A 22,950-nucleotide genomic window follows, 5' to 3' on the forward strand; every position below is an offset into this window, starting at 1 on the left:
CCATGATCTGGGAAGTGTTCCGGCAGGCGGCGCCCGGGAGAGCTCACGAGCACTGTGGCAACGTCCACGCGCCCGACCGGGAGATGGCCAAGCAGTTCGCCGTGATCCAGCACGGGCGCCGCAAGCCGACCCACTCGCTGTGGGTCGCCCCGCAGGAGCGAGTCAGCGGCGTCTACGGCGACGAGGACGCCGGATCCGTCGACGGCGAGACCGACTGGGCGGTGTTCCGGCAGGACCGCGCCGGCGGCTACCACGCTCACTGCGGGCAGGTGACCGCAGACGACGTCGACGCCGCGAAAGCCGCCGCGGGCGACGCCTACGGCGACGACGACCCCAACAGCCTCTGGCTGGTCCAGTCGCGCTACATCGGCGAGGTCACCGACAAGGAGGTCGCCTTCGGCGGCACGACGAACAAGGCGTACCGGTTCGCCCAGACGTACAACGTCGACGCGGCCGCCGAGGAGGTTCAGGCCTCCGAGAACGAACAGATCGACGCCGAGCGCCGGCGGGGTGACAGCTGATGTCGACCACCCGACCCGACCTCGGCGCCCCCGACGAACTCAGCGAGCGGGAGCGCGATGCGGTCGAGGCACAGCTGTTCCGGCTCGCCGACGACGAGTACGTTCAGGCCGAGCGCTACACGTTCTGGCAGGTCCGGGCGCCGACGCTGGAGTCCGACCTCGCGGTCGCGAACAACGCCCAGGACGAACTCGGCCACGCGCGGCTGTGGTACGACGCGATCCAGCAGCTCGGCTACTCCGAGGAGTCGCTGCTGTGGGAGAGCGAGCCCGACGACTTCCAGCACAGCACCCTCGTGGAGCTCCCGTTCTCGGAGGGCGACTGGGGCGACGCGATCCTCCGGGGCTACCTCTACGACGTGGCCGAGGAGATCCGCCTCGCCGCGCTGGAGGGGTCGACGTACGAGGCGATCCGCAACCGCACCAGTCGGATCCAGGGCGAGGAGGACTACCACGTGGAACACGCGGAGAACTGGCTGCGCCGGATGGCCGACGACGAGGAAGCCAGTCGGCGCGTCCAGGCCGCGCTCGACCGACTCTACCCCTACGCGCTGACGCTGTTCGAGCCCGTGGGCGATATCGAAGAGGATATCGTCGACCTCGGCATCCGCGACGCCACGCTCGAGGAGATGCGCACGGAGTGGGAGGAGCGCACGACCGCGTTCCTCACGGACCTCGGCTTCGAGATGCCGACCGACGCCGAGCCGGTGACGCCGACGGGCCGGGACAACGAACACACCCAGCACTGGCACGACCTCCACGAGGAGATGGTCTCCTCCTACCGCAACCTCGGTCGCCACGAAGCGACCACACTCATGGACGATGAGTAGCGAACCCGACGGCCCCGAGGAGTTCGACCGCCCGCGGGCCGACGAGGACGCCACGCCGTGTGGCTACACCGAGTACGAGACGAAGGAGCGCACGGCCGAGGAGGTGCCCGCGACCGGCGAGGGCGCCGAGGGGCTCGAACGCGAGGTCTGGGCCGCGCTGTACGAGGTCGAGGACCCGGAGATGCCCGTCAGCGTCGTCGATCTGGGGCTGATCTACGGGCTCGAACTCGACGACGGCGACGCGACGATCGACATGACGCTGACCTACAGCGGCTGTCCCGCCCGGGAGATCATCCTCGAGGAGGTCGAGGAAGCAGCGGAGGGCGTCGACGGCGTCGACGACGCCGAGGTCCGCCTCGTCTGGGCGCCGGACTGGTCGCTCGACCTCGTGACCGAACAGGGGAAGGAAGCGCTCCGGGAGTTCGGGATCAGTGTGGAGCGATGAGCGACGAGCCAGCTTCGGGCCCCAGCCCCGACGCGGGCGAGCAGGACCCCAGTGTCACGACGAGTGGGGAAACTACAGGCGCGGAGTGTCCGTACTGCGGGTCGGAGAACACCGAGCGCGAGCACCCGCGCGGGCCGTCGCGCTGTCAGTCGATCCACTACTGCAACGACTGCCTCCAGCAGTTCAAGAAGTTCGAGTAGGAGTCGCTGTCGAGCGTTCGCGGACTATTCGGCGTCTTCCTCGGCGTCCTTCCGCTTGATCAGGAACTTCATATCGCCCTCGAACACCACGGTGTCCTCCTGGTTCTCCATCACGCAGTCGAGCACGACCAGCCCGGCGTCGTCGCGGCTGAGCTCCTTCTTCTCGGAGACCTCCATCTCGAGTTGGAGCGTGTCGCCGATGGTGACGGGGTTCGGGAGATCCATGTAGTTCATCCCGAGGAACGCGACCGCAGTTCGCTCGACGATGCCCGTCCGGTAGACAAAGCCCGTCGCCTGGACGAACGTCATCGGGCCGTGGGCGATGCGCTCGCCGAACTCCTGCTCCTCGGCGTACTCCTTGTTGGTGTGCAGCTCGGTCCAGTCGCCGCTGAGCGCGGAGTGCATCACGAAGTCAGATTCGGTGACCGTCCGCCCGACGCTGATGAACTCCTCGCCGATCTCGAACTCCTCGAAGTAGTGCGGTTCGTAGCTGTACGGCATACCCCCGGGTTCGCCCAGTCGCCGTATATAGCTCCCGGAGAAGCGTGGCCGAATCGCCAGCACCCGTCGACGCCCCGCCCCGACCAGCACGTCTTTGGCGCCGCTGGCGGAACACGCCGCGCATGCCCGACGTTCCCGAAGCGACCCGCGAGCGGATCGAGTCCGACCCGTTCTGTGCGACGCTGGGGATCGAGGTGGTCGATCTCGCCCCCGGCCGCGCCCGCACGGAACTGCGCGTGACCGAGGAACTACTGAACTTCCACGGCACACCCCACGGCGGCGCGGTCTACTCGCTGGCCGACGCCGCCTTCGCCGCGGCGTCGAATTCGCGGGGCGAGACGGCGCTGGCGCTCGAGACCAACATCTCCTACCTCGACGCTGTCGAGACGGGCGAGACGCTGACTGCGACCGCCGAGGAGACCCACCTCGCGGGCCGGACCGCCGAGTACGAGGTCGAAGTCACGGACGAGAAGGAGGATCGGATCGCGACGTTCCGCGGGCGGGTGTACCGCCCGGAGTAATCGCCTACCGGTTGTCGTAGACGCGCTGGACCTTCCCGACCTCGCTGCGGGCGATCCCGCCGGACTCGACCAGCGTGAGTTCGTCCGGCGTGAACTGGAGCACGTTCTCCAGGCGTTCGAGGATCTCCTCCTCCAGCTCCGCGTGGCCGCGGTCCGTGTCCTCGGCGCGTTCGACGGTGAGCTCCATCACGTCGAGGTTCTCCTCGCGGTCGAGGTCGATGCGGTAGTGGGGCGCGACGCCGTCGATGTCGAGCACCACGTCTTCGATCTCGCTGGGGTAGAGGTTCACGCCGCGGACGATCAGCAGGTCGTCGGCGCGGCCGGTGACGTTGTCCATCCGGACCATCGTCCGCCCACAGTCACACTCCTCGTACGTCAGCGTCGTCAGGTCGCCGGTCCGGTAGCGTAGGACGGGCAGCGCATCCTTCGACAGCGTCGTGAGCACGAGTTCGCCCTCCTCGCCCTCCTCGACGGGCTCGCCCGTCTGCGGGTCGACGACCTCGGGGAGGAAGCGGTCCTCCCAGATGTGGAGGCCGTTCTGGGCCTCGTGGCACTCGTTCGAGACGCCGGGGCCGACGATCTCCGAGAGCCCGTAGATGTCGATCCCAGTCACGTCGAGGCGCTCCTCGATCTCCTCGCGCATCGGGTCCGTGCAGGGTTCGGCGCCGAAGATGACAGTCGAAATCGGCAGTTCTCGGGGGTCGTGGCCCATCTCCTCGGCGGTCTCGGCGAGGTAGAGCGCGTAGGAGGGCGTGCAGGTGAACACGTCGCTCTCCAGGTCACGCATCAGCTCGATCTGGCGCTGGGTCTGCCCGCCGCCGATGGGGATTACCGTCCCCCCGAGCTCCTCGACGCCGTAGTGGAGGCCGAGCCCGCCAGTGAACAGCCCGTAGCCGTAGGCGTTCTGGACGGTGTCGCCGGCCTCGACGCCAGCCGCCGCGAGCGAGCGGGCGACCACCTCGCTCCAGACGTCGAGGTCGTCGTCGGTGTAGGCGACGATTTTGGGTTTACCCGTGGTGCCGGAGGAGGCGTGGATCCGCGTGACTTCGTCGTCGTCGACGGCGAACAGCCCGTCGGGGTACTCGTCGCGGAAGTCTTCCTTCGTCGTCGTCGGGAGCTTCCGAACGTCGTCGACGCTGTCGATGTCCGCCGGCTCGACCCCCGCCTCGTCCAATTTCTCGCGGTAGAACGGGACGTTCTCGTAGGCGTTCTCGACGGTCTCGCGCAGTCGGTCGGCCTGGAGGTCGCGGATCTCCTCGCGGTCGGCGCCCTCGATGGGCTTGTGTACCATAGTCGTCCGCTCGGCCGACGCCAGTAAAAATCATGATGATCCCGTCGCCCTCGCGGCGGTCCGCGTCCGCCGCCGTCGCCCACGGGAAGGCTTTTCGCCGGACCGCCGGAACGTGGATTCATGCGGGACGCCTACATCATCGGCGCGGGGCAGACCCCCTTCGGTGCGATGCCCGGCGAGAGCTACCGGTCGCTGTTCACTGCGGCGGTCGACGACGCCGTCGACAGCGTGCCCGACGGGATCGACACCGACGAGATCGACGAGGCGGTCGTCGGCACGCTCGGCGTCGGCGGGCGACAGATCGGGCTCTCCGCCCCGGCGGTCACGGAACACGCCGGCCTCCACGGCGTGCCGAGCACGCGCGTCGAGAACGCGTGTGCGGCATCGGGCTACGCAGTCCGGCAGGCCGTCCAGGCCGTCCGGAGCGGGATGGCCGACGTGGTCCTCGCGGGCGGTGTCGAGGTGATGACCGACCTGAGCGGCGATACGGCGAAGTACTGGCTCGGCGTCTCCGGCGAGACCGAGTGGGAGCGCCTCACCGGCACCACGTTCGCCGGCGTGTACGCCCAGATGGCCAGCGCCTACTTCGACCGCTACGAGGCGACGCCGGAGCACCTCTCGCAGGTCGCCGTCAAGAACCACGAAAACGGCGCGAAGAACGAGAACGCCCACCTCGGCTTCGAGTGCTCGCTCGAGGACGCGCGGGACGCACCGATCGTCGCCGACCCGCTGAACCTCTATCACTGCTGCCCAACCTCCGACGGCGCCGCGGCGGTGCTCGTCGCGAGCGAGGACGCTGTCGGCGAGTACACGGACGAACCGATCCGCGTCGCCGGCGTCGGCGCCGCGAGCGAACGTGTGGGGCTGTTCCAGCGCGACACGTACACCGGTATCGACGCCTCGATGGAGGCGGCAGTCGCGGCGTACGATCGCGCGGGGATCGACCCCGCAGACCTCGACTTCGCGGAAGTCCACGACTGCTTCGCCATCGCGGAGCTCCTGGCCTACGAGGATCTGGGGTTCTGTGACCGCGGCGAGGCGTACGAACTGGTCGAGTCCGGCGCGACCGAACTCGGCGGCGACCTCCCGGTCAACGCCTCCGGCGGCCTGAAGTCGAAGGGCCACCCCATCGGCGCGACCGGCGCGGGCCAGATCGCGGAGGCGTACAAACAGCTCCGCGGCGAGGCTGGTGACCGACAGGTCGAAGACGCGGAACTCGGGCTGACCCACAACGTCGGCGGGAGCGGCGGTGCAGCGGTTGTCCACGTCCTCGAACGGGAGGTGGGCCGATGAGCGCCGCCGGCTCCGAGACGGCCGACGAGCCGGGGATCGCCGCTATCGGCGCGTACACCCCTCGACTGCGGATCGACGCCGCCGAGTTCGAGGAGGCGTGGGGTCGCTTCGACGCGGCGGGCGTCGAGGGGAAGGCGGTCCCGGAGGCCGACGAGGACGTACTCACGATGGGGATCGAGGCGGCCCGGCGCGCACTGGACGCCGCCGACCGCGCTGGCGACGAGATCGCCCATCTCGCCTTCGCGACCACGACGCCGCCGATGGCCGAGGAGGATCTCACGCCGCGGCTCGTGAGCGTGCTCGGCGCGCCCGGGAGCGCCGCCACGCGAACGTTCACGGGCAGCACCCGTGTCGGCGCGCAGGCGCTCGCCGGCGCGCTCGACGCGAGCCCGTGGTACCGTTCGGACGGGAGTGACGGGATCGCGCTCGTGATCGCCGCCGACTGCCCGCGCGGCGAACCGGACAGCGAGACCGAGCACGCGGCCGGTGCAGGTGCTGCCGCGTTCGTCCTCGACGCCGGCGCCCCTGGAACCGTCGCCGACCGCACCTCCCACGTCGACTCCTACCCCGGAACGCGGTTCCGCGAGGCCGGGAGCGAGGAGACGACGGGGCTCGGGATCACCCAGTACGACCGCGAGGCGTTCACGGCGGCACTGGGCGGCGCCGCCGACGGACTCGATGTCGATCCGTCGTCCGTCGACGCCGCGGCGGTCCAGTCGCCGGACGGCAAACTTCCCTACCGCGCTGCGGGGGCGCTGAGTGTCGACACCGAAACGATCGTGGCCGCGGAGACGGTCAGCCACCTCGGTGACACCGGCGCGGCGAGCACGTTCGTCGGCGCCGCGTCGGCGTTCGACGACGGCGCGGAGCGCGTGCTGCTCGCCGCCTACGGCAGCGGTGCCGGGGCGAACGCGCTCGTGATCGACGGGTCGGTCCCCGTCGACGCCGCGCTCTCCGGCGGAACGCACCTCTCCTACGCCGAGTACCTCCGCCGGCGCGGCGAGATCACGACCGGCGAACCCGAGGGCGGCGGCGCGTACGTCAGCGTCCCCTCCTGGCAGCGAACCACGCCCCAGCGCCACCGACTGGTCGCGGGACGGTGTCCCGACTGCGGCGCGCTGAACTTCCCGCCCGACGGCGCCTGTGAGCAGTGTCACGGCCGGCCCGACGAGTACGAGCAGGTCGAACTCCCCGGTGAGGGGAGCGTCGAGGCGGTGACCACCATCGCCCAGGGCGGCGCACCCCCCGAGTTCGTCGAGCAGCAGTCCCGCAGCGGCCCGTTCGTGAGTGCGATCGTCGCGCTCGACGGCCCCCACGGTGGGAGCGTGAGCGTTCCCTCGCAGGTGCTCGCGGGCGGTGAGAACGTGGAGGTCGGAACGCGCGTCGAGGCGACGATCCGGCGAATCTACACCCAGGAGGGCGTGATCCGGTACGGGTTCAAGATGCGCCCGGTGGAGCGGCGTCGGTAGTCGACCCTCGGGAGCCTCCTCTGGCGACCGCGTGTCACGCGGTTTTTTCTCGGCTCCGGCCCCCCACGCGAGCATGCACGTAGCCGTACTCGGCGCCGGGACGATGGGCCACGGGATCGCCCAAGTATCCGCTATGGCGGGCCACGACGTGTGGATCCGAGACGTCGAACGGGAGTTCGTCGACGACGGCCTCGACGCCATCGAGGCGAACCTCCAGGGCGGCGTCGAGCGCGACAAAGTGACCGAAGACGAGAAGGAAGCCACGCTCGACCGACTCTCCGGGACGACCTCGCTCGAAAACGCCGTCGCCGACGCCGACGTCGTGATCGAGGCCGTCCCCGAGGAGATGGAGATCAAACAGGAGACGTTCGAGGACGTCGAAGCGTACGTCGACGAGGGGGCGCTGATCGCCTCGAACACCTCCTCGCTGTCGCTCACGGAGATCGCGAGCGTGCTGGACCGTCCGGAACGTGCGGTCGGTCTGCACTTCTTCAACCCTGTGCACATCATGGAGTTGGTGGAAATTGTGATCGCGGAGCAGACGAGCGACCGAACCTTGGAGCGCGCCAACGAGTTCGTCGAGGGGATCGACCGGACGCCCGTGGAAGTCACCGACTCGCCAGGGTTCGCCTCCTCCCGACTGGGCGTCGCGCTCGGCGTCGAAGCCATGCGGATGGTGCAGGAGGGCGTCGCCTCGCCGGAGGACATCGACGCCGCGATGGAGTTGGGGTACAACCACCCGCAGGGGCCGATCGCGCTGGGCGACGTGGTCGGGCTCGACGTGCGGCTGGATATCCTCGAACATCTCCGGGAGGAGCTCGGCGAACGGTTCCGCCCGCCGCAGATCCTGAAACGGAAGGTCCGGGCCGGGAAGCTCGGCAAGAAGACGGGCGAGGGGTTCTACGTCTGGGAGGACGGTGAGATCGTCGGCACCAGCGGTGACTGGGGTGAGGAGCAGTGATCGAGGACGTCGCGGCCGACTGCGAGACCGTCGACGCCGAGGTCGGCGAGCACGGCGACCACGTCGCGACGGTGACGCTCAACCGTCCCGATGCGCGGAACGCGCTGAACGCCCAACTCCGAGAGGAACTCGCCGACGTGATCGACGTCGTGGAGGGGGACGAGGTGCGCGCAGTCGTGCTGACCGGCGCCGCGGAGGCCGGCGCGTTCGCCGCCGGGGCCGACGTGACCGAACTCCGGGAGCGTGACGCGCTCGAGCAGCGCGAGGCCAGCAAGCGCCCGCGAGTGTACGAACACGTCGCGGACTGCCCGATGCCAGTGATCGCCCGGATCAACGGCCACGCGCTCGGCGGCGGCTGTGAGCTGATCCAGGCCTGTGACGTCCGGATCGCCCACGAGGACGCCAAGATCGGCCAGCCCGAGATCACGCTCGGGATCATGCCCGGCGGCGGCGGCACCCAGCGTCTCCCCCGCCTCGTCGGCGAGGGACAGGCGATGCGACTGATCCTCTCGGGGGAGCTGATCGACGCTGCCGAAGCCCGGGAGATCGGGCTCGTCGACGAGGTCCACGGCGACGACTTCGACGACGCGGTCGACGACCTCGCGGCGTCGATGGCGTCGAACAGCCCTGTCGCGCTCGAGTTCGCCAAGCAGTCGGTGAAAGCCGCCTCGCAGATGGGGCTGGAGGACGGCATCGACTATGAGGCGGAGCTGTTCGCCCAGCTGTTCGCGACCGCGGACAAAAACGAGGGGATCGACGCGTTCCTCGAGGACCGCGAGCCGGAGTGGCGCGGCGAGTAGCGGGTACGGGCAGCATACTTTTGGCCCGACTGCCGGAACCGGTCAGCATGGACGTCGAGGCGTTCTTCGAGGAGATGCCCTTCGCCGACCTGCTGGGCGTCGAACTGACCGAGATCGACGAGGGCCACGCCGAGGGACAGGTCGAGATGCGCGAGGAACTCTCCTGGGACGAGGACGGGACGGTCGCCCACGGCGGCGTCACGTTCACGCTCGCGGACACCGTCGGCGGTGCCGCGCTCGTCTCGCTGGTCGAACAGCCGGTGCCGACGATCGACATGCGCGTCGACTTCCTCGAAGCCGGCACGGGCGATCTGACCGCCGAGGCCGGTGGTCCGACTGGGTGAGGACGTAGGCGTCACCAGAACGCTGCGCGTTCTGGTTGTCACCGGAAGCCGTCGGCTTCCGGTTGTGACCGGAAACATCGTTTCCGGTCGCCCGGGAATCTTCGATTCCCCCTGCCCGAGGGACGTAGTCCCTCAATGGCTAACGAATCGCTACGCGATTCGTGAACGTCGTCGGCGTGTTCACCGAGGACACCCCGCCGACGCACGCGGGGTGTACAAGACTGGATAAAGTTAATAGTGCGATATCGAACTGTCGGGGTCGGCTGTGACTCGACAGTAGTTCTAACAGAGTAGGGCCACAGCAGTGAGCTATGCCCTCCCGACTCCTCGTGATGGGGGACAACCACGGCGACGTCGAATCGCTCCGCCGAGTGCTCGCCGACGTCGAGGGGGAGTCGTTCGACTACGCCGTCCACGTCGGCGACTTCACGAACGCGTGGCGAACGGCCAGGCGGACGGACGACGAAGCCGCCGCCGAACGTCTCGGGGCGGAACAGCTACGCGAGGTCGAACCGGTGCTCGCGGAGTTCGACGCGCTCGCCGAGCACGGGCTCGTGTGGGTGTACGGCAATCAGGACTACTTCGGCGACCTGCCGGAGGAGCTGTCGGTCGGGAGGGAGGTTCCGGAGGACGACGTGGTACAGGTCGGCGATCTCCGGTTCACGAACTCGCTCGATCTGGTCACGCCGGACGTGGTTCTGGTCACCCATCTGGAGTACTGGCGGCTCGGGGACCACTTCGAGGGGCTGGCCCACTTCTGCGGGAACTCCCACCGGGGTCGGCACGTCGGCGACCGACTGAACTCCGCGTTCCTGCAGGTCCGGGATCCGGAGACGGACGAGAACCGGTTCGGGGGGTACTTCGTCGTCGAACTGGACGAATCCGGACTGGACGTCGAGATGCGGTCCGTCGGCGACCTCACGCGGATCGAGTGCGACCGCCACCGGGAGCGCGGCGTCCAGTTCCAGCCCGACGCCCGCGGCTGTATGTTCTGCAACGAGGCGGGGACGCTGATGCGGGAGATGTGTGCGTCGGCGTTCTACGGTCTCACACGCGGCACCGATCGGGAGTCAGTCAGCGACGAGGAGCTCGTCGACTGCGCCGAGGGGCTCTGGAACGAACCCCCGACGGGGTTCCGCGAATCGTTCGCGGCCTACCTCGCGGAGCTCGAGAGCCATCGGTACGCCCCGCTCACGAGGGCCGAGGACGGATCGATCCGGCTCGCGGAGAAGAGTTACTCCTACTGAATCGACGGTCCGACTATCGGGGTTACTCGACGATCCACGGCTTCTCGTCGGGGTCGTACTCGTCGATCGCGCCCGAGTGGCTCCGGGTCTCCGGCGCCAGCACGCCGACGTGTTTGAGCTGCTGGACGAAGTTGAACAGGACGTTGTTCCGGATCACGTCGCGCCAGACCGACGGGTCGGCGTACAGTCGCCGTGTCTTGCCAGTCTCGATCAGCTCCCGCGCTCGCTCGGCGCCACGCTCGGTGCAGAACGCGCTCAGGAACACGTTCGGGTACTCGTGGACCAGCCGTTCGACGAGATCGAGGAAGTGGACGCGCGGGCCCTCCTGACGGAGCGCGTCGAGCAACAGGCCGAACTCCGGATGGCGGGCGAACGCGTTCCGGAGCAGGATACCGAGCGGGCGGTGGATCTCGGCGACGGTCGAGCCGTGGGTCTCCTCTTTGACCAGTCGGAGGTCGTCGAGCTCCTCGACGCCGTACCCCCGGAGCACCGTCGCAGAGAGCTCGCCCTGTTCAGTCAGGTCGTACGGCTGCCCGCTCGTGAGCAGGCCGAGCGTTCGCGCGCTGGAGACCGCGGCGCCGCCCGCACCGAACCCGTACTCGTCGGCGAGCGCGTCGACGAGTTCGTCCCGTGCGAGCGGGCCGTAGCGATCCACGGCGACGACCGATGCGAGGTAGTTCAGCGGCTGTGCGAGGCTCAGTGTCGTCACGTCGCCGCCGAACTCGTTACCCCGGAGCCGGACCGACAGCTGCCCCTCCACGTCGACGACCTCGGTGTCCGCCTCGGCGCTTGCGGGGGGATGCCACGCCTCGACGCCCGCGTCCTCGACGCCGATCACGCCGACGCCTTTCGCCCGCAGGAGATCCGTGTGCTGGGAAACGGCGTCGGCGTCGCCGGCGAGGTAGGAGACGTGGGCGCCCTGCTGGTAGGTCAGCGCCTGCCCCATCCCGCGGAGCAGGTTCGTCGCCCCCTTCACTTCGATCGCGAACACGCGGTCGGCGTCCGTGAAGCCGAGTACGTCCGGGTAGCGCCCACGGATCGTGATCTCGTGGCGCTCGCAGCGATCGAGCACGTCGGCGTAGCTGTCGTCGTGGGCCGCCGGAACGTGGACCAGCGGCTCGTAGTTCCGTGTCGCGAGTTCGTCGACGACGCGGTCGAACACCGCCGGCTCGTCCATACCCCGGGTCTCGGGGAGCTGGCCAATAAACGTCGCCCCTACTCGCCCGGTCCCAGATACCCCCACGCCTGCAGCCGGTCACCGTCGCCGTCGACCCAGCGCTCGCCGATGTCGTCGCGGTAGTACATGTTCGGCATCACGATCTCGTCGATGCGGTCGTACGCCTGCTCACGCGCGGCCTGCATCGTCTCGCCTTTCCCGGTCACGACGATCGGCATCCCGTTGTCGCCGGCGACGCGCCACTGCCCGTCGACGTTCTTCGCGTCCTCGAGGTGGATTCCGTCGGGGGCAACCCCCGACGACGTCACGCTCGCTCCGCTCGCGTGACTACCCTCGCGGCTCTCGGTCCCGAACACGACCGCCGCGTTCCGAGAGCTCTCGTCGTACGTTTTCTCGTCGTCGAACGGGAACGGCGGGAGGACGATCCGAACGCCGATCTGGTAGCCGTTGTGCACGTCAGGTTCGGGATCGTTCCCGTGTGCGAGATCGTAGAAGAACTGTCCCGTCGAGGACTCGATGGACTCCTCCTGTAACGCGATCGTGGGGTAGCCAAAGCGCGGCGTGAACTCCAACGGGTAGATCCCGGTCTCGTTGACGATGCAGTTGATGTCGATGCTCCCGACGTACCCCTCGTTCGCGAGCCAGTTTTCGAGTTTCCCGAACGTCTCCTCGAACAGCTTGTTTCGCCCGCCCCAGAACATCGACGTGCCCATCTCGCCGGTCGAGGGGCCGATGTTCCCCGGAAAGAGTTTCTTGTGCTCGAAGTTGAAGTTCACCTGGTCGACGAACTCGTTCCCGTCGAAGAACCCGCAGATAGCCACTTCGACGCCCTCGACTTTCCGCTGGAGCTGGAACCCCTTCATCCGGTGTCCCCACGCCTTCTTGTACGCCTTCAGCACGTCGACGACGTCGCTGCCGTCGTTCTCGTTCCCGACGTAGAGGAGTCGCTTGACGTTCTGGACCTCCCCGAGCGGCTTGATGACGTACGGCACAGGGTTCTCCTGGACGTGCTGGATGCCTTCGTCGAAATCCTCGAAGACGTGGTGCTCGACGGTGTTGACGCCGTGGTCTTCGAGAACCTCCATCGCATACCCTCGATCCTCTTCGAGACGATCGGTGTTCGGGGTGCCACCAACCACAGCCTTCCCCTGCTCGCGAAGTTTCTGGGCGAGCTCACCCGTCCCGACGTTCGTTCCGGGGTCCTCCCCGTGGTCGGACCCCGGGACCCAGATGTCGTCGAAAACGATCACGTCAGCCCAGTCCACTTCCGCCTCCCAGTCGTCGGTTTTGGGAACGAACCCGTCGCCGATCTCCCGGTCGCTCTCGGCTTCGATGTAGTACTTCACGTCGTGGCCCTCCCGATGGACCTGCCAGGCCAGATCGGTGATCAGTGCGGCGTCGGCCGAGACGAACAGGAAGCGCTTGGTGTCCATGGCGGCCGTTCAGCCGCCGAGACATAGGCTCTTTCGCCGCGGTGGGTGCACTGAAGTACGGTCCGTGGAATGCGGTCGTATGGAGTTCGCCGTCAACGTCCCGGTCTGTGCGGGGAGTTCGGAGTACAGCACGCTCGCGTTCTGTGAGGAACTGTCCTGGACGGACCAGCGCGACTTCGCCGTCGACGTCGAGGGGCTGGGGTTCGACGGGCTGGCGGTTCCGGACCACATCATGGCCGGCGCGGGGCCGACGACCGAGGGGCTCTCGACGCTCGCGGGACTGGCAGGGGCCACGGAGGAGCTGTATCTCTACCCGAAGACGTTCAACGACCAGCTTCGCCACGGCCCGCTGCTGGCAAAAGCGCTCGCGCAGTTGGATCACATCTCCGGCGGGCGGCTGAAAGTCGGGATGGGTGCCGGCTGGAAGCAGGACGAGGCGGAGGCGTTCGGCTACGACTGGCCCGCCGCGCCCGAACGGCTGCGCCGCATGGAGGAGAGTATCGAGGTCTGCAAGGCGCTGTGGACCGGCACCGACGTCGACTACGACGGCGACTACTACGAGCTCGACGGCGCCGACGGCCGCCCTCATCCGGTCCAGGACCCTCACCCGCCGATCATGGTCGGCGGCGGCGGCGAGCAGTTCACGCTGCGCATCGCCGCCAAACACGCCGACACGTGGAACTACTGGGGCGATCTCGACATGTTGCGCGGAAAGCTCGACGTGCTTCGGGAGCACTGCGAGAGCTACGACACCGCGTTCGACGCGATCGAGAAGTCGTGGTTCGCGCGGTGTGTGATCCGCGAGACGGAGGCCGAAGTCGAAGAGCTGCTCGACGCAGTGCCGCGGTTCCGGTCGGAGAACCTCGACGACGACGAGTTCCACCTCGTCGGGACGCCCGACCAGGTGGCGGCGGATATCGAGCGCTACCGTGAGGCCGGCTTCGAGGAGATCGTCGTGGAGTTCGTCGACTTCCCGGGGACGACGGGGGCGGAGCTGTTCGCCGAGGCGGTCGCCCCGCAGTTCGACTGAATCAGAGCCGGCGGTCCCGCAACGCCGGGAACTCCTCGCGCACTGCCTCGACCCGTGCGGGGGAGAGCTCCGCGGTCACCAGTTCGGGGTCGTCGTCGCAGGTCGCGATCGGCGTCCCCCAGGGGTCGTAGACGGTCGAGCGGCCGACGAGACGGTCGTCGCCCATCTCGCCGGCGCCGTTGACCGCGGCGACGTACGCGAGGTTCTCGATCGCTCGGGAGCGCGGGAGCGTCCGCCAGTGTTCCACCCGTGGGTAGGGCCACGCGCTCGGCACCAGCACCAGTGAGACGCCCTCACCGGCGAGGTCGCGGTAGAGTTCGGGGAACCGCAGGTCGTAGCAGGTGGTCATCCCGACGGTGAACCCCTCGAACTCGACGGTCGGCAGCGACTCGCCGGGGGTGAGGAGGTTCGCCTCCGCCGAGTCGTAGCCGAACAGGTGCTGTTTGCGGTAGACGGCCTGTATCTCGCCGTCGCGGTCGAGGAAGACGGAGGCGTTGGCCAGCCCCTCGGGTTCGGGCGTCGAGAAGCCCGCCTCGGCGCTGGCTTCGAGGTCCTCGACGATGCTGCCGGCCTGGACCGCGACGCCGTGGTCGGCGGCGGTTGCGCCGATCCGGTCGAGCGTCTCGCCGTCGAGCCCCTCCGCGTTCCGGGCGTAGGCGTCGAACGCGAAGTAGCCGACGTTGAACAGTTCGGGCAGACAGACCAGGTCCGCGCCCTCGTCGGCCGCGCGCTCGATGGCCGCGACCGCACGGTCGACGTTCGCCTTGACGTGGGCCGCCTCGACGCGGTGCTGGGCGAGCGCGACCGTGATCGCGTCGTCGGCGACACCGATCCCCTCGGTCATGCTTTCAGCCCCAGTTCTTCGCGGAGCGCGGCTTCGAGGTTGTCCAGTTCCGTCTCGAAGTTCTTCTCGAAGAAGCGCTCGACGCCGGGGAGTCGGCCGTCGACGACGAACTCGTTGTGCAGCGTCGTCGTCCCGCCGTCTGACTCGATCGTGTGGGTGCCGGTCACTCGCAGCGCCCTGGATTTCCCGACGAACTCGACCCTGTTCGGCGGGTCGCGCTCGACGTCCTCGGTCTCGATGGGGACGGTCGCGCCGATCCCGGGGATCGGGAGGCTGACGTGCCAGGTCGCCTCGTGGCCCGCCTCGTCGGTGATCTCGTACGATTCGACGACGCTGATCGCCTCGGCGCGCTTGGCGGGGTCGGCGATGAACTCCCACACTTGCTCGGCCGGGGCGTCGAACGTGAAGGTCCGTTCGACACGGACGGTCATAGCTCCGCGTACGGGTCGGGGGGTGATAACGGGTAGGGACTGCGGCGGGGGGTCGACGGGACGGGCGAGAAACGGTGGGCTACCCCTGGGGTTCGACACGCCAGGTCGTGGATTTCGAGCGCCCCCACTTCTCGATCTCCACGTCGTCGGACTTCTCGGCCAGCGTCGGCAGGCGGCTACCGACCTGTTTGGCCGAGAGCCCGATCGACTCGGCGATGTTTTTGGCCCGGAAGTACCGATCCCCAGAGGAGACGCTGTGGCGCAGGTACGCGACGATGCGTGCCTCCTCCTCGGTGTAGTCGGTCATTCGTCGTGAGGTAGGGCGTTCGCAGCCTTAACCGTTTCCCGACCTACTCGCCCCAGAAGAGGTGGATCGCGGCGACGGCGGCGACGCCGACGGTCATCGCGACCGCGAACGGGATCGCCGCCGCGTGCATCCCACTCTCGAACGTCGCGCTCGGGTCGGTCAGCGCCAGCCACGCCGCGGCCAGCAACGCCACCACGGAGAGGGTGACGCCGATCCCGACCCCCAGATCGGACGAAGTGTCGTGTGCCATACCCTCGTTTCCGGCGGCGTGGTAAGTAGTTCTTGCGACCCGACCTTTTGCTGCGGGCCCCCAGAGGGGCCCTGGCAAAAGCTCGACCAAAAGCCTCCTCACTCCCTTCGAGAGAGCGAAGCTCTCTCGTGCTCCCGCTCGCTTCGCTCGCGGGAACTCCGGTCGTTCGTCGGCCCGCTCACTTCGTTCGCGGTGGAGAAAATCCGGCCGACTGCTCCGGTACAGCACCACCGCCACCGAACCGCAACTTCGAAATCCCGCCCCACCGACGCCGAGTCATGGAGACGACACGCCACTTCACCGCGACCGTCTACGTCGTCAACGACGGCGTCGCCGCCCTGCACTACCACCCGAAACTGGAGATCCACATCCCGCCGGGCGGCCATGTCGACCGCGACGAGCTCCCCCACGAGGCGGGGCTGCGCGAGACCCGCGAGGAGACCGGCCTCGAACCGACGCTGCTCGACGACACCGACCCCGTCGGCGCGCCCGCGGGACGGACCCTTCCCACGCCGCGGGAGCAGCTCCTGTACGACATCGACACCGACGGCGACGACGTGTTCCACCAGCACGTCGACCACATCTACTTCGCGACCGTGCCGAGCCGCGAGATCGATCCGGCACCTGGCGAAGCGAGCCCCGACGCGTGGGCGTGGTACGACCGCAAGGACCTCGAAGAGAGCCACATCGACGCCGATACACGAGCATTAGCGCGCCGAGCGATCGAGACCGCCGAGAACGCGTAGTTACACCTCACCGCCCACGAGCGCGTCGATGTACTGCCCGACGTGATCGTCCATCCGCTTCTTGAACCCGGCCTGTCGGGCCAGCCGATCGAGCTCCCGCGCGGCGTAAGTGCCGTACTGGACCGCCTTCTTCTCGGCCGAGCGGACCGACTCCGGAACCACGCCCGCCGCGGCGCGCCGGAGTGCGACCTTCCGTTCCTTTTCGGTCGCGAGCAGGTCGGCGGGCAGTCGGAGCGCGGCGTCGACCACGCGGTCGTGCAGCAGCGGCGCGACCGGATCCACCCCCGCAGCGCGGAGCGTGAGTACGTCCCGCGGCAGTTGGTCCGGGAGCGTCCGGATCACCTCCCGCGTCGCGCCGCGGACCGTCTCCGCCGCGACGCGGTGGTCCTCCGCCGGGTCGACGACTTTCCGGTAGCCGCCGAACAGTTCGTCGGCGCCTTGCCCGACCGCGAGGCGGTCGAAGCCGTCCGCCGCGGCCCGTTCGGCGACGAAGTACAGCGGGAGTGCGATCCCCACGTCCATCGCGTTCGACCGCCCCGTCGCGTGAACGACCTCCGGAACTGCGCGCTCGATGTCGGCGTGATCGAACGCGACGACGCGCAGATCACGGTCCATCGCCGCGGCGGCCTCCCGGGCAGCGGCCACGTCGTGGGGCTCCGCGTCCGCGAACCCCGAGACGTAGCAGGGTACTTCGGGTACGCCAGCCGCGACGACTGCGGAGTCGACGCCGCCGGAGAACGCGACCGCCAGCCCGGACTCCGCGGGCTCGCGCACGCTCGTGAGCACGGCCTCGCGGACCGCGCTCACCGCGGCCTCGTGGTCGGTTTCGATCTCTGGCGTCGGGAGCGACCACACCTCCCGGCGCTGGCCGTCCGGTTCGACGACGGATCCGGCGTCGAGGAGCTCCGGCTCGGCCAACTCGGTCGGGTCGAAGCTCCAGGTACGGTCGTCCGCGGCGGCGTCGAGGTAGAGCGGTTCGCGGCCGAGGACGTCTCTGACGAGTTGGTCGTCCACTTCGCCGGCGAAGCCGGCCGTTCCGGGCAGCGGATCGCCGGACTCGATCGCGTCGCGGACCGTCGCCGCGTCGGCGCCGCGGAGTCGGGGCATCAGAGCAGTTCGCGCACGCCGCGCTGGACGCGGCGCTTCACGCCGCCGGCGGCCTGCCGGAACGAGATGCGCCACGGCGTCTTCTGGCCGACGACGCTCGTTCGGCCCTGTTCGATCGCGTCGAGGATCGCGTCGACGCTGCGCTCCTCCACGCCGATCTCGGTGACGGCCTGCCCGACCATCTCGGAGATGTGGGCGTCGCTGCCGGCGGTTTTGGGCACGTCGTGGGCGGTCGCGAACCGCTCGGCCTGACGGTTCGATCGCCCCGTGAGCAGGCGGGAGTTGTACACCTCGATGGCGTCGGCGCTGGCGAGCTGGTCGTCGCTGACGTGGGCGGCGACGCCGTGACGCGAACTCTGGAACGGGTGCGGGACGATGGCGATCCCGTCCTGCTCGTGGATGCGGTCGAGCGTCTCGTCGTAGTCGAGTCCGGGCGGGATCTCCTCCTCGATCCCGAGCGCGAGCACGTGGCCGGCCGCGGAGGTCACCTCCATCCCGACGATGCCGACGAGGCCGTACTCCTCGGCCAGCGCGGCGGCCTCGTGGCTGGCGTGGATGGCGTCGTGGTCGGTGACGGCGATGACGTCGAGCCCGACGGCGGCGGCCTGCTCGACCAGCAGATCCACCGGATCCCGGCCGTCGTGGGAGAGCTCGGAGTGACAGTGCAGCTCGGCCGAAAGCACGAGCCGAGGTTGGCGGTCGCTCCTAAAAAGGCGTCCGGTCCGGCCGAACAGCGCCGTCCCGTGGGCGGCAAAACGCTCATCGGTCGCCGTGGCGGAGTCCGTGTATGGCGACGGCCGAGAGCCTCGCGCTGGTGTTCGTCGCCGGCCTGGTCACGGCGCTGGCGACGGGGCTGGGCGCGGTCCCCTTCTTCGTCGTCGAGGAGTTCAGCGATCGCTGGAACGTCGCGCTCTGGGGGCTCGCCTCGGGCATTATGGTCGCGGCCTCCCTCTTCGGCCTGCTGACCGAGGGGTTGGCTTACTCCGCGTCGCCGCCGACGCTGCTGCTCCTCGGGCTGCTCGCCGGCGTCGCGCTGGTCGAACTCGCCGATAGGCTGCTTGACGCCGTCGACGTGGACGACCACGAGGTCGACGACGACCACCCGATCGAAGCGAAAGCGTTCGCGGAAGGCGACCCGAAGAAGCTCCTGCTGATCCTCGGCATCCTCACGGTCCACAGCTTCCCGGAGGGCGTCGCCGTCGGCGTCTCATTCGCCGACTTGGGGCTCTCGGGCGGCCTGCCCGTGTTCGGCTTCGCGGTGCCGGTGCTCGCGGTGTTCATGACGGTCGCCATCTCGATCCACAACGTCCCGGAGGGGACCGCGATCGCGATCCCAATGCGGGCGATGGGGCTGTCGAACTGGCGGATGGTCGGCGCGGCGGTGTTCTCCAGCCTCCCCCAGCCGATCGGCGCGGTGATCGCGTTCGCGTTCGTGCGCTGGGCGCGGTCGTTCCTCCCCTTCGGCTTCGGGTTCGCGGCGGGCGCGATGATCTACCTGGTCGCGACGGAGTTCGTCCCGGAAGCGCTGGAAACTGGGGCGGATCTCCCCGACGGCGGCCGCCGGGCGCTGGCGCTGGGGTTCGCCGTCGGTGTGGCCGTGATGCTGCCGCTGCTGGTCGTGTGAATCCACGAACGTGTACAACGAAACCCCTTTGGACCCCCACGCTGACCACACAGGTGAATGCCTCTCGCGGATGCGGACCACGACCTCGTCGTCGACGAACTCGGCCGCGAGCCCACCCGGGCCGAGGAGCACCTGTTCGAGAACCTCTGGAGCGAGCACTGTGCGTACCGCTCCTCCCGGATGCTGCTCTCGGCGTTCGAGAGCGAGGGCGAACACGTCGAGATCGGGCCGGGCGACGACGCCGCGGTCGTCAGGCTCCCCGGCACCGACACGCTGCTGACGTTCGGGATCGAGAGCCACAACCACCCCAGCTACGTCGATCCCTACGACGGCGCCGCCACCGGGATCGGCGGGATCGTCCGGGACACGCTCTCGATGGGCGCCTTCCCCATCGCGCTCGCGGACTCGCTGTACTTCGGCCCGTTCGACCGCGAGCACTCCCGTTACCTGCTCGACGGCGTCGTCGAGGGGATCGCGGACTACGGCAACGCTATCGGCGTGCCCACGGTCGCGGGCAGCGTCGCGTTCGAGGACGGCCACGTCGGGAACCCCCTCGTCAACGTCGCCTGCGTCGGGAAGACGACGCCCGAGCGCCTCGTCACCGCCGAGGCGCAGGAAGCCGGCAACCGGCTCGTCCTGCTCGGCAACGCGACCGGACGGGACGGCCTCGGCGGCGCCTCCTTCGCCAGCGAGGATATCGACGAGGACGCCGAAACCGAGGACCGGCCCGCCGTCCAGGTCGGCGACCCGTACTCGGAGAAACTCCTGATCGAGTGTAACGAAGCGCTCGTCGACGAGGGGCTGATCGAGTCCGCACGGGACCTCGGTGCCGCCGGACTTGGCGGCGCCTCCTCCGAACTCGTCGCGAAGGGCGGCTTCGGCGCGGAGATCGACCTGAACGCGGTCCACACCCGCGAACCGGGGATGAACGCGACGGAGATCCTGCTCGCTGAGTCCCAGGAACGGATGTGCTACGAGGTCAAGCCGGAGAACGTCGAGCGCGTGAAGGAGATCGCCGACCGCTTCGACCTCGGCTGTTCGGACATCGGCGAGATCACGGAGGGGAACTACGTCTGCCGGTTTGACAGCGAGACGCAACGCGCCTCGGCGGACCCGAGCGGGGAGCACCGCGACCCGCGAGGAGGGGAGACCGTGGTCGACACGGACGCGGACTACCTCGCCGAGGGCGCACCGATGAACGACCTCGCGCGCGAACCGCCTGAGGCGCCCGACCGTGATCTCCCGACGTTCGACCTCGCCGAGGCGTTCGAGGCCGTCGTCTCGGACCCGACTGCGGCGAGCAAGGAGTGGGTGTACCGCCAGTACGATCACGAGGTCGGCCTGCGGACCGCGGTCGAACCGGGCGACGACGCGGCGCTGCTCGCGCTCCACGACGCCGGCGACGAGGACGAGGAACACGCCATCGCACTTTCGTCGGGCGCGAACCCCCACTGGACGGACTGCGACCCCGAGGCTGGCGCCCGCGCGGTCGCGGTCGAGAACGCGGCCAACCTCGCCGCGAAGGGGGCGACCCCGCTCGCGGCGGTCGATTGCCTCAACGGCGGCAACCCCGAGGACCCCGAGACGTACGAGGGGTTCGCCAGCGCGGTGACGGGGTTGGCCGACGCCTGTGCCGACCTCTCGCTGCCGGTCGTCGGCGGCAACGTCTCGCTGTACAACGACTCCGAGAGCGGGCCCGTCGCGCCGACGCCGACGCTCGCAGTCCTCGGAACGAAAGCTGGCTACGACGCTCCCTCTGCGACGGTCGCTGGCGAGGGCGAGCTGGTGGTCGTCGAACCGGCGGACTGGGTCGCCGGCTCCGGGATCGGGAGCGCCGACCCGCACGCACTGGGCGGCTCGCTCCTCCTGTCGCAGTTCGGCGGGTCGGACCGCTTCCCCGCGCTGCCCGCGGATCCGGGCGCGCTCGTGGACGCGATCGTCCGCGTGGCCGATCTGGATTCGACGCTCGCGACCCACGACGCCAGCGACGGCGGCCTCGCGGTGACGCTCGCGGAGATGGTCACCGACGGCGCGGGTGTCGACGCCACAGTCGACGACGCGGCGGTGCTGTTCAGCGAGACGCCGGGACGAGCAGTGGTCGAGACGACCGACGCCGACGCGCTCTGTGAGGCTGTCGGCGACGACGCTTCGGTGACGGAACTCGGGACCGCGACCGAGGACGGGTCGCTGTCGCTCTCGGTCGGCGACGAGTCGCTCGACTACACGGGCGCTGAGATCCGCGACCGGCGCGACGTGCTGGCTCGCGAACTGGGGTGAGGCGTCGGCACTCTTTTCGGAGATCCGATCGACTCCGGGACCGTATGCGAATCGCACCGATCGCGTGCGCCCTCCTCCTCGTCCTCGCCGGCTGTGGTGCCGCGCCCGGCGGGCCGTCGCCGACGGCTGCTCCGGAGTCGACGCAGTCACCGACCCCCGAGGCTGAGCCGTCACCGACGCCGTCGGCGGGGGTAACGCCGGACGGGAACGGTGTCTCCATCGCCGGGGATCGACTGGCGGTCGACCCGGACCCGGTGTTCGAGCGCGTTCTGAACCTCACCGGGACGGACGTGCGGCCGCCGACAGTGTACACCGCCGAGAGCGCCGATCTCCCGTCGCGGGGCGCCTCGTCGTTCTACGCGTCGCTGGGGATCACTCCCCCCGACGAGCGGGTCGGGGCGGCCGGCGCCGCAACGGACCCCTCGACGGTCTACCTCTTCGCGCCGGTGCTGGGCAACGAGACGGGCGTCGAGCGGACGCTGGCCCACGAGTTCGTTCACACCGTTCAGTACCGAACGGGGTGGATGGACGACTTGCTCTCCTCGCTCTCCGCGGGCCAGCAGTGGACCTACGACGTGCGCAAAACTCGCAGTCTCGTGGTCGAGGGGGCGGCGACCCACGTCGAGGCGCAGTACCGGCGGGCGTTCATGCCGTCGACGGAGCCGGTGTCGTACGCGGAGCGATACCGGGAGGCCACGGCGTGGAACCGGCTCGTGCTCGCACCGTATCGGTACGGCCCCGGGTACGTCGAGGAGCGACTCGACGACGGTGACGACCTCGCGGCGATCCACACCGACCCGCCGAACTCCACCGAGCAGGTGCTCCACGGGAGCGACGACCCGATCGCGCCGCTGAACGTCACCGCCGACGAGGTCGGCGAGTGGGAGCGACGCACCGGCGCCACGCAGGGCGAGCTGTTCGTCCGGGTCGCGCTCCGGACGGAACTGAACAGATCGACCGCCGTCGACGCTGCACACGGCTGGGGCAACGACCGCCGGCTGACGTACGATCGCGGTGAGGCGACCGCCACCGCGTGGGTGTTGCGCTGGGACGACGCCGAAAACGCCACCGAGTTCGAAACCGCGTTCGAGCGCTACCTCGACGCGAAGGCGACACGGAACGAGGGTGTCTGGACTCGGGAGGACGGGAACACGACCTACCGGCTGGAGCGCGTGAGCGACCGGAACGTGGTCGTCTACCTCGGGAACGAGTCGTTCGTCCGGGCGGCGAACGTGACGACGGCAGCCGGGCCGCGCGTCACGATCGGGAACGCGTCGGCGGCGTAGACTCTCGCCCGTACAACC

25 protein-coding genes and 1 pseudogene are annotated in these 22,950 nt (G+C 69.1%); 16 read left to right on the top strand and 10 right to left on the bottom strand.

Annotated features, from left to right (window positions below):
* The first annotated feature begins 2 nt into the window (after positions 1-2).
* Genes B4589_RS01140 through paaE form a run of 4 tightly spaced genes read left to right on the top strand, consistent with a single transcriptional unit; the run spans position 3 to position 1,993 of the window.
* A complete protein-coding gene (locus tag B4589_RS01140) occupies positions 3-521 on the top strand; it encodes a PacF protein (protein WP_079232531.1) in 519 nt (172 codons plus the stop codon).
* Entirely contained in the window at positions 521-1,348 is an 828-nt protein-coding gene (gene paaC / locus B4589_RS01145) for a 1,2-phenylacetyl-CoA epoxidase subunit PaaC (RefSeq protein ID WP_079232532.1), read from the top strand. Before B4589_RS01140 ends, paaC begins: the two co-directional genes overlap by 1 nt.
* Complete coding sequence (paaD, locus tag B4589_RS01150; protein ID WP_079232533.1) at positions 1,341-1,793, top strand: 1,2-phenylacetyl-CoA epoxidase subunit PaaD; 453 nt, start codon at positions 1,341-1,343, stop codon at positions 1,791-1,793. The genes paaC and paaD overlap by 8 nt, the downstream gene beginning before the upstream one ends.
* Positions 1,790-1,993, top strand: coding sequence for a 1,2-phenylacetyl-CoA epoxidase subunit PaaE (gene paaE / locus B4589_RS01155; protein WP_079232534.1), 204 nt, complete (start codon positions 1,790-1,792; stop codon positions 1,991-1,993). The genes paaD and paaE overlap by 4 nt, the downstream gene beginning before the upstream one ends.
* A gap of 24 nt (positions 1,994-2,017) precedes the next feature.
* Here the strand turns inward: paaE and B4589_RS01160 are convergent, their stop codons facing one another.
* Positions 2,018-2,494, bottom strand: a complete 477-nt coding sequence (locus B4589_RS01160) for a MaoC/PaaZ C-terminal domain-containing protein (protein WP_079232535.1) — start codon at positions 2,492-2,494, stop codon at positions 2,018-2,020.
* 122 nt (positions 2,495-2,616) lie between these two features.
* Between B4589_RS01160 and paaI the strand changes: the two genes are divergently transcribed.
* Positions 2,617-3,015, top strand: a complete 399-nt coding sequence (paaI, locus tag B4589_RS01165; protein ID WP_079232536.1) for a hydroxyphenylacetyl-CoA thioesterase PaaI — start codon at positions 2,617-2,619, stop codon at positions 3,013-3,015.
* A 4-nt stretch (positions 3,016-3,019) separates the two neighbouring features.
* On the opposite strand, the gene paaK is transcribed toward paaI, so the two are convergent.
* The gene (gene paaK / locus B4589_RS01170) at positions 3,020-4,306 is read right to left on the bottom strand and encodes a phenylacetate--CoA ligase PaaK (protein ID WP_079232537.1); all 1,287 of its coding nucleotides are present in this window, start codon (positions 4,304-4,306) and stop codon (positions 3,020-3,022) included.
* 120 nt (positions 4,307-4,426) lie between these two features.
* Here paaK and B4589_RS01175 point away from each other — a divergent pair, with 120 nt between their 5' ends.
* From B4589_RS01175 to B4589_RS01200, 6 genes and pseudogenes are all read left to right on the top strand, one after another.
* A complete protein-coding gene (locus B4589_RS01175) occupies positions 4,427-5,599 on the top strand; it encodes a thiolase domain-containing protein (protein WP_079232538.1) in 1,173 nt (390 codons plus the stop codon).
* Positions 5,596-7,068 carry a zinc ribbon domain-containing protein gene (locus B4589_RS01180; protein ID WP_079232539.1) on the top strand — a complete coding sequence of 491 codons (1,473 nt, stop codon included), beginning with the start codon at positions 5,596-5,598 and terminating at the stop codon, positions 7,066-7,068. Before B4589_RS01175 ends, B4589_RS01180 begins: the two co-directional genes overlap by 4 nt.
* Before the next feature lie 73 nt (positions 7,069-7,141).
* Entirely contained in the window at positions 7,142-8,029 is an 888-nt protein-coding gene (locus B4589_RS01185) for a 3-hydroxyacyl-CoA dehydrogenase family protein (RefSeq protein WP_079232540.1), read from the top strand.
* Complete coding sequence (locus B4589_RS01190; protein WP_079232541.1) at positions 8,026-8,829, top strand: enoyl-CoA hydratase/isomerase family protein; 804 nt, start codon at positions 8,026-8,028, stop codon at positions 8,827-8,829. Before B4589_RS01185 ends, B4589_RS01190 begins: the two co-directional genes overlap by 4 nt.
* 47 nt (positions 8,830-8,876) lie before the next feature.
* Positions 8,877-9,183, top strand: a pseudogene (locus tag B4589_RS18090) (PaaI family thioesterase); the annotation flags it as partial.
* 301 nt (positions 9,184-9,484) lie between these two features.
* Positions 9,485-10,420: a metallophosphoesterase gene (locus B4589_RS01200; RefSeq protein WP_079232542.1), complete on the top strand. Its 936-nt coding sequence runs from the start codon at positions 9,485-9,487 to the stop codon at positions 10,418-10,420.
* Positions 10,421-10,442: 22 nt separating this feature from the next.
* Here the strand turns inward: B4589_RS01200 and B4589_RS01205 are convergent, their stop codons facing one another.
* Together B4589_RS01205 and B4589_RS01210 are read right to left on the bottom strand one after the other, a co-directional pair.
* Positions 10,443-11,597 carry a hypothetical protein gene (locus B4589_RS01205; protein WP_079232543.1) on the bottom strand — a complete coding sequence of 385 codons (1,155 nt, stop codon included), beginning with the start codon at positions 11,595-11,597 and terminating at the stop codon, positions 10,443-10,445.
* Between the two features lie 38 nt (positions 11,598-11,635).
* A complete protein-coding gene (locus B4589_RS01210; RefSeq protein ID WP_079232544.1) occupies positions 11,636-13,030 on the bottom strand; it encodes a phosphoribosylglycinamide synthetase C domain-containing protein in 1,395 nt (464 codons plus the stop codon).
* A 79-nt stretch (positions 13,031-13,109) separates the two neighbouring features.
* Between B4589_RS01210 and B4589_RS01215 the strand changes: the two genes are divergently transcribed.
* Positions 13,110-14,060, top strand: a complete 951-nt coding sequence (locus B4589_RS01215) for an LLM class flavin-dependent oxidoreductase (protein WP_079232545.1) — start codon at positions 13,110-13,112, stop codon at positions 14,058-14,060.
* Position 14,061: 1 nt separating this feature from the next.
* On the opposite strand, the gene B4589_RS01220 is transcribed toward B4589_RS01215, so the two are convergent.
* The 4 genes from B4589_RS01220 to B4589_RS01235 form a co-directional block, all read right to left on the bottom strand.
* The gene (locus tag B4589_RS01220; RefSeq protein ID WP_079235135.1) at positions 14,062-14,871 is read right to left on the bottom strand and encodes a carbon-nitrogen family hydrolase; all 810 of its coding nucleotides are present in this window, start codon (positions 14,869-14,871) and stop codon (positions 14,062-14,064) included.
* A 29-nt stretch (positions 14,872-14,900) separates the two neighbouring features.
* Positions 14,901-15,335, bottom strand: coding sequence for a CoxG family protein (locus B4589_RS01225; protein WP_079232546.1), 435 nt, complete (start codon positions 15,333-15,335; stop codon positions 14,901-14,903).
* 79 nt (positions 15,336-15,414) lie between these two features.
* Positions 15,415-15,642: a hypothetical protein gene (locus tag B4589_RS01230; RefSeq protein WP_053947813.1), complete on the bottom strand. Its 228-nt coding sequence runs from the start codon at positions 15,640-15,642 to the stop codon at positions 15,415-15,417.
* Between the two features lie 43 nt (positions 15,643-15,685).
* On the bottom strand, positions 15,686-15,892 hold the full coding sequence (locus B4589_RS01235) for a hypothetical protein (RefSeq protein WP_079232547.1): 207 nt from the start codon (positions 15,890-15,892) through the stop codon (positions 15,686-15,688).
* Positions 15,893-16,170: 278 nt separating this feature from the next.
* On the opposite strand from B4589_RS01235, the gene B4589_RS01240 reads away from it, so the two are divergent.
* Positions 16,171-16,638 carry an NUDIX hydrolase gene (locus tag B4589_RS01240; protein ID WP_079232548.1) on the top strand — a complete coding sequence of 156 codons (468 nt, stop codon included), beginning with the start codon at positions 16,171-16,173 and terminating at the stop codon, positions 16,636-16,638.
* Here B4589_RS01240 and B4589_RS01245 read toward each other — a convergent pair whose 3' ends face one another.
* Both B4589_RS01245 and B4589_RS01250 read right to left on the bottom strand, forming a co-directional pair.
* Positions 16,639-17,745, bottom strand: coding sequence for an asparagine synthase C-terminal domain-containing protein (locus tag B4589_RS01245; RefSeq protein WP_079232549.1), 1,107 nt, complete (start codon positions 17,743-17,745; stop codon positions 16,639-16,641).
* Complete coding sequence (locus B4589_RS01250) at positions 17,745-18,428, bottom strand: PHP domain-containing protein (RefSeq protein ID WP_079232550.1); 684 nt, start codon at positions 18,426-18,428, stop codon at positions 17,745-17,747. The genes B4589_RS01245 and B4589_RS01250 overlap by 1 nt, the downstream gene beginning before the upstream one ends.
* 104 nt (positions 18,429-18,532) lie before the next feature.
* On the opposite strand from B4589_RS01250, the gene B4589_RS01255 reads away from it, so the two are divergent.
* Genes B4589_RS01255 through B4589_RS01265 form a run of 3 tightly spaced genes read left to right on the top strand, consistent with a single transcriptional unit; the run spans position 18,533 to position 22,932 of the window.
* A complete protein-coding gene (locus tag B4589_RS01255; RefSeq protein ID WP_079232551.1) occupies positions 18,533-19,369 on the top strand; it encodes a ZIP family metal transporter in 837 nt (278 codons plus the stop codon).
* 57 nt (positions 19,370-19,426) lie between these two features.
* On the top strand, positions 19,427-21,646 hold the full coding sequence (purL, locus tag B4589_RS01260; RefSeq protein ID WP_079232552.1) for a phosphoribosylformylglycinamidine synthase subunit PurL: 2,220 nt from the start codon (positions 19,427-19,429) through the stop codon (positions 21,644-21,646).
* Between the two features lie 44 nt (positions 21,647-21,690).
* On the top strand, positions 21,691-22,932 hold the full coding sequence (locus B4589_RS01265; RefSeq protein WP_079232553.1) for a hypothetical protein: 1,242 nt from the start codon (positions 21,691-21,693) through the stop codon (positions 22,930-22,932).
* Positions 22,933-22,950 lie beyond the last annotated feature (18 nt).

This window comes from Halolamina sp. CBA1230 (assembly GCF_002025255.2).
Classification (GTDB): Archaea; Halobacteriota; Halobacteria; order Halobacteriales; family Haloferacaceae; genus Halolamina.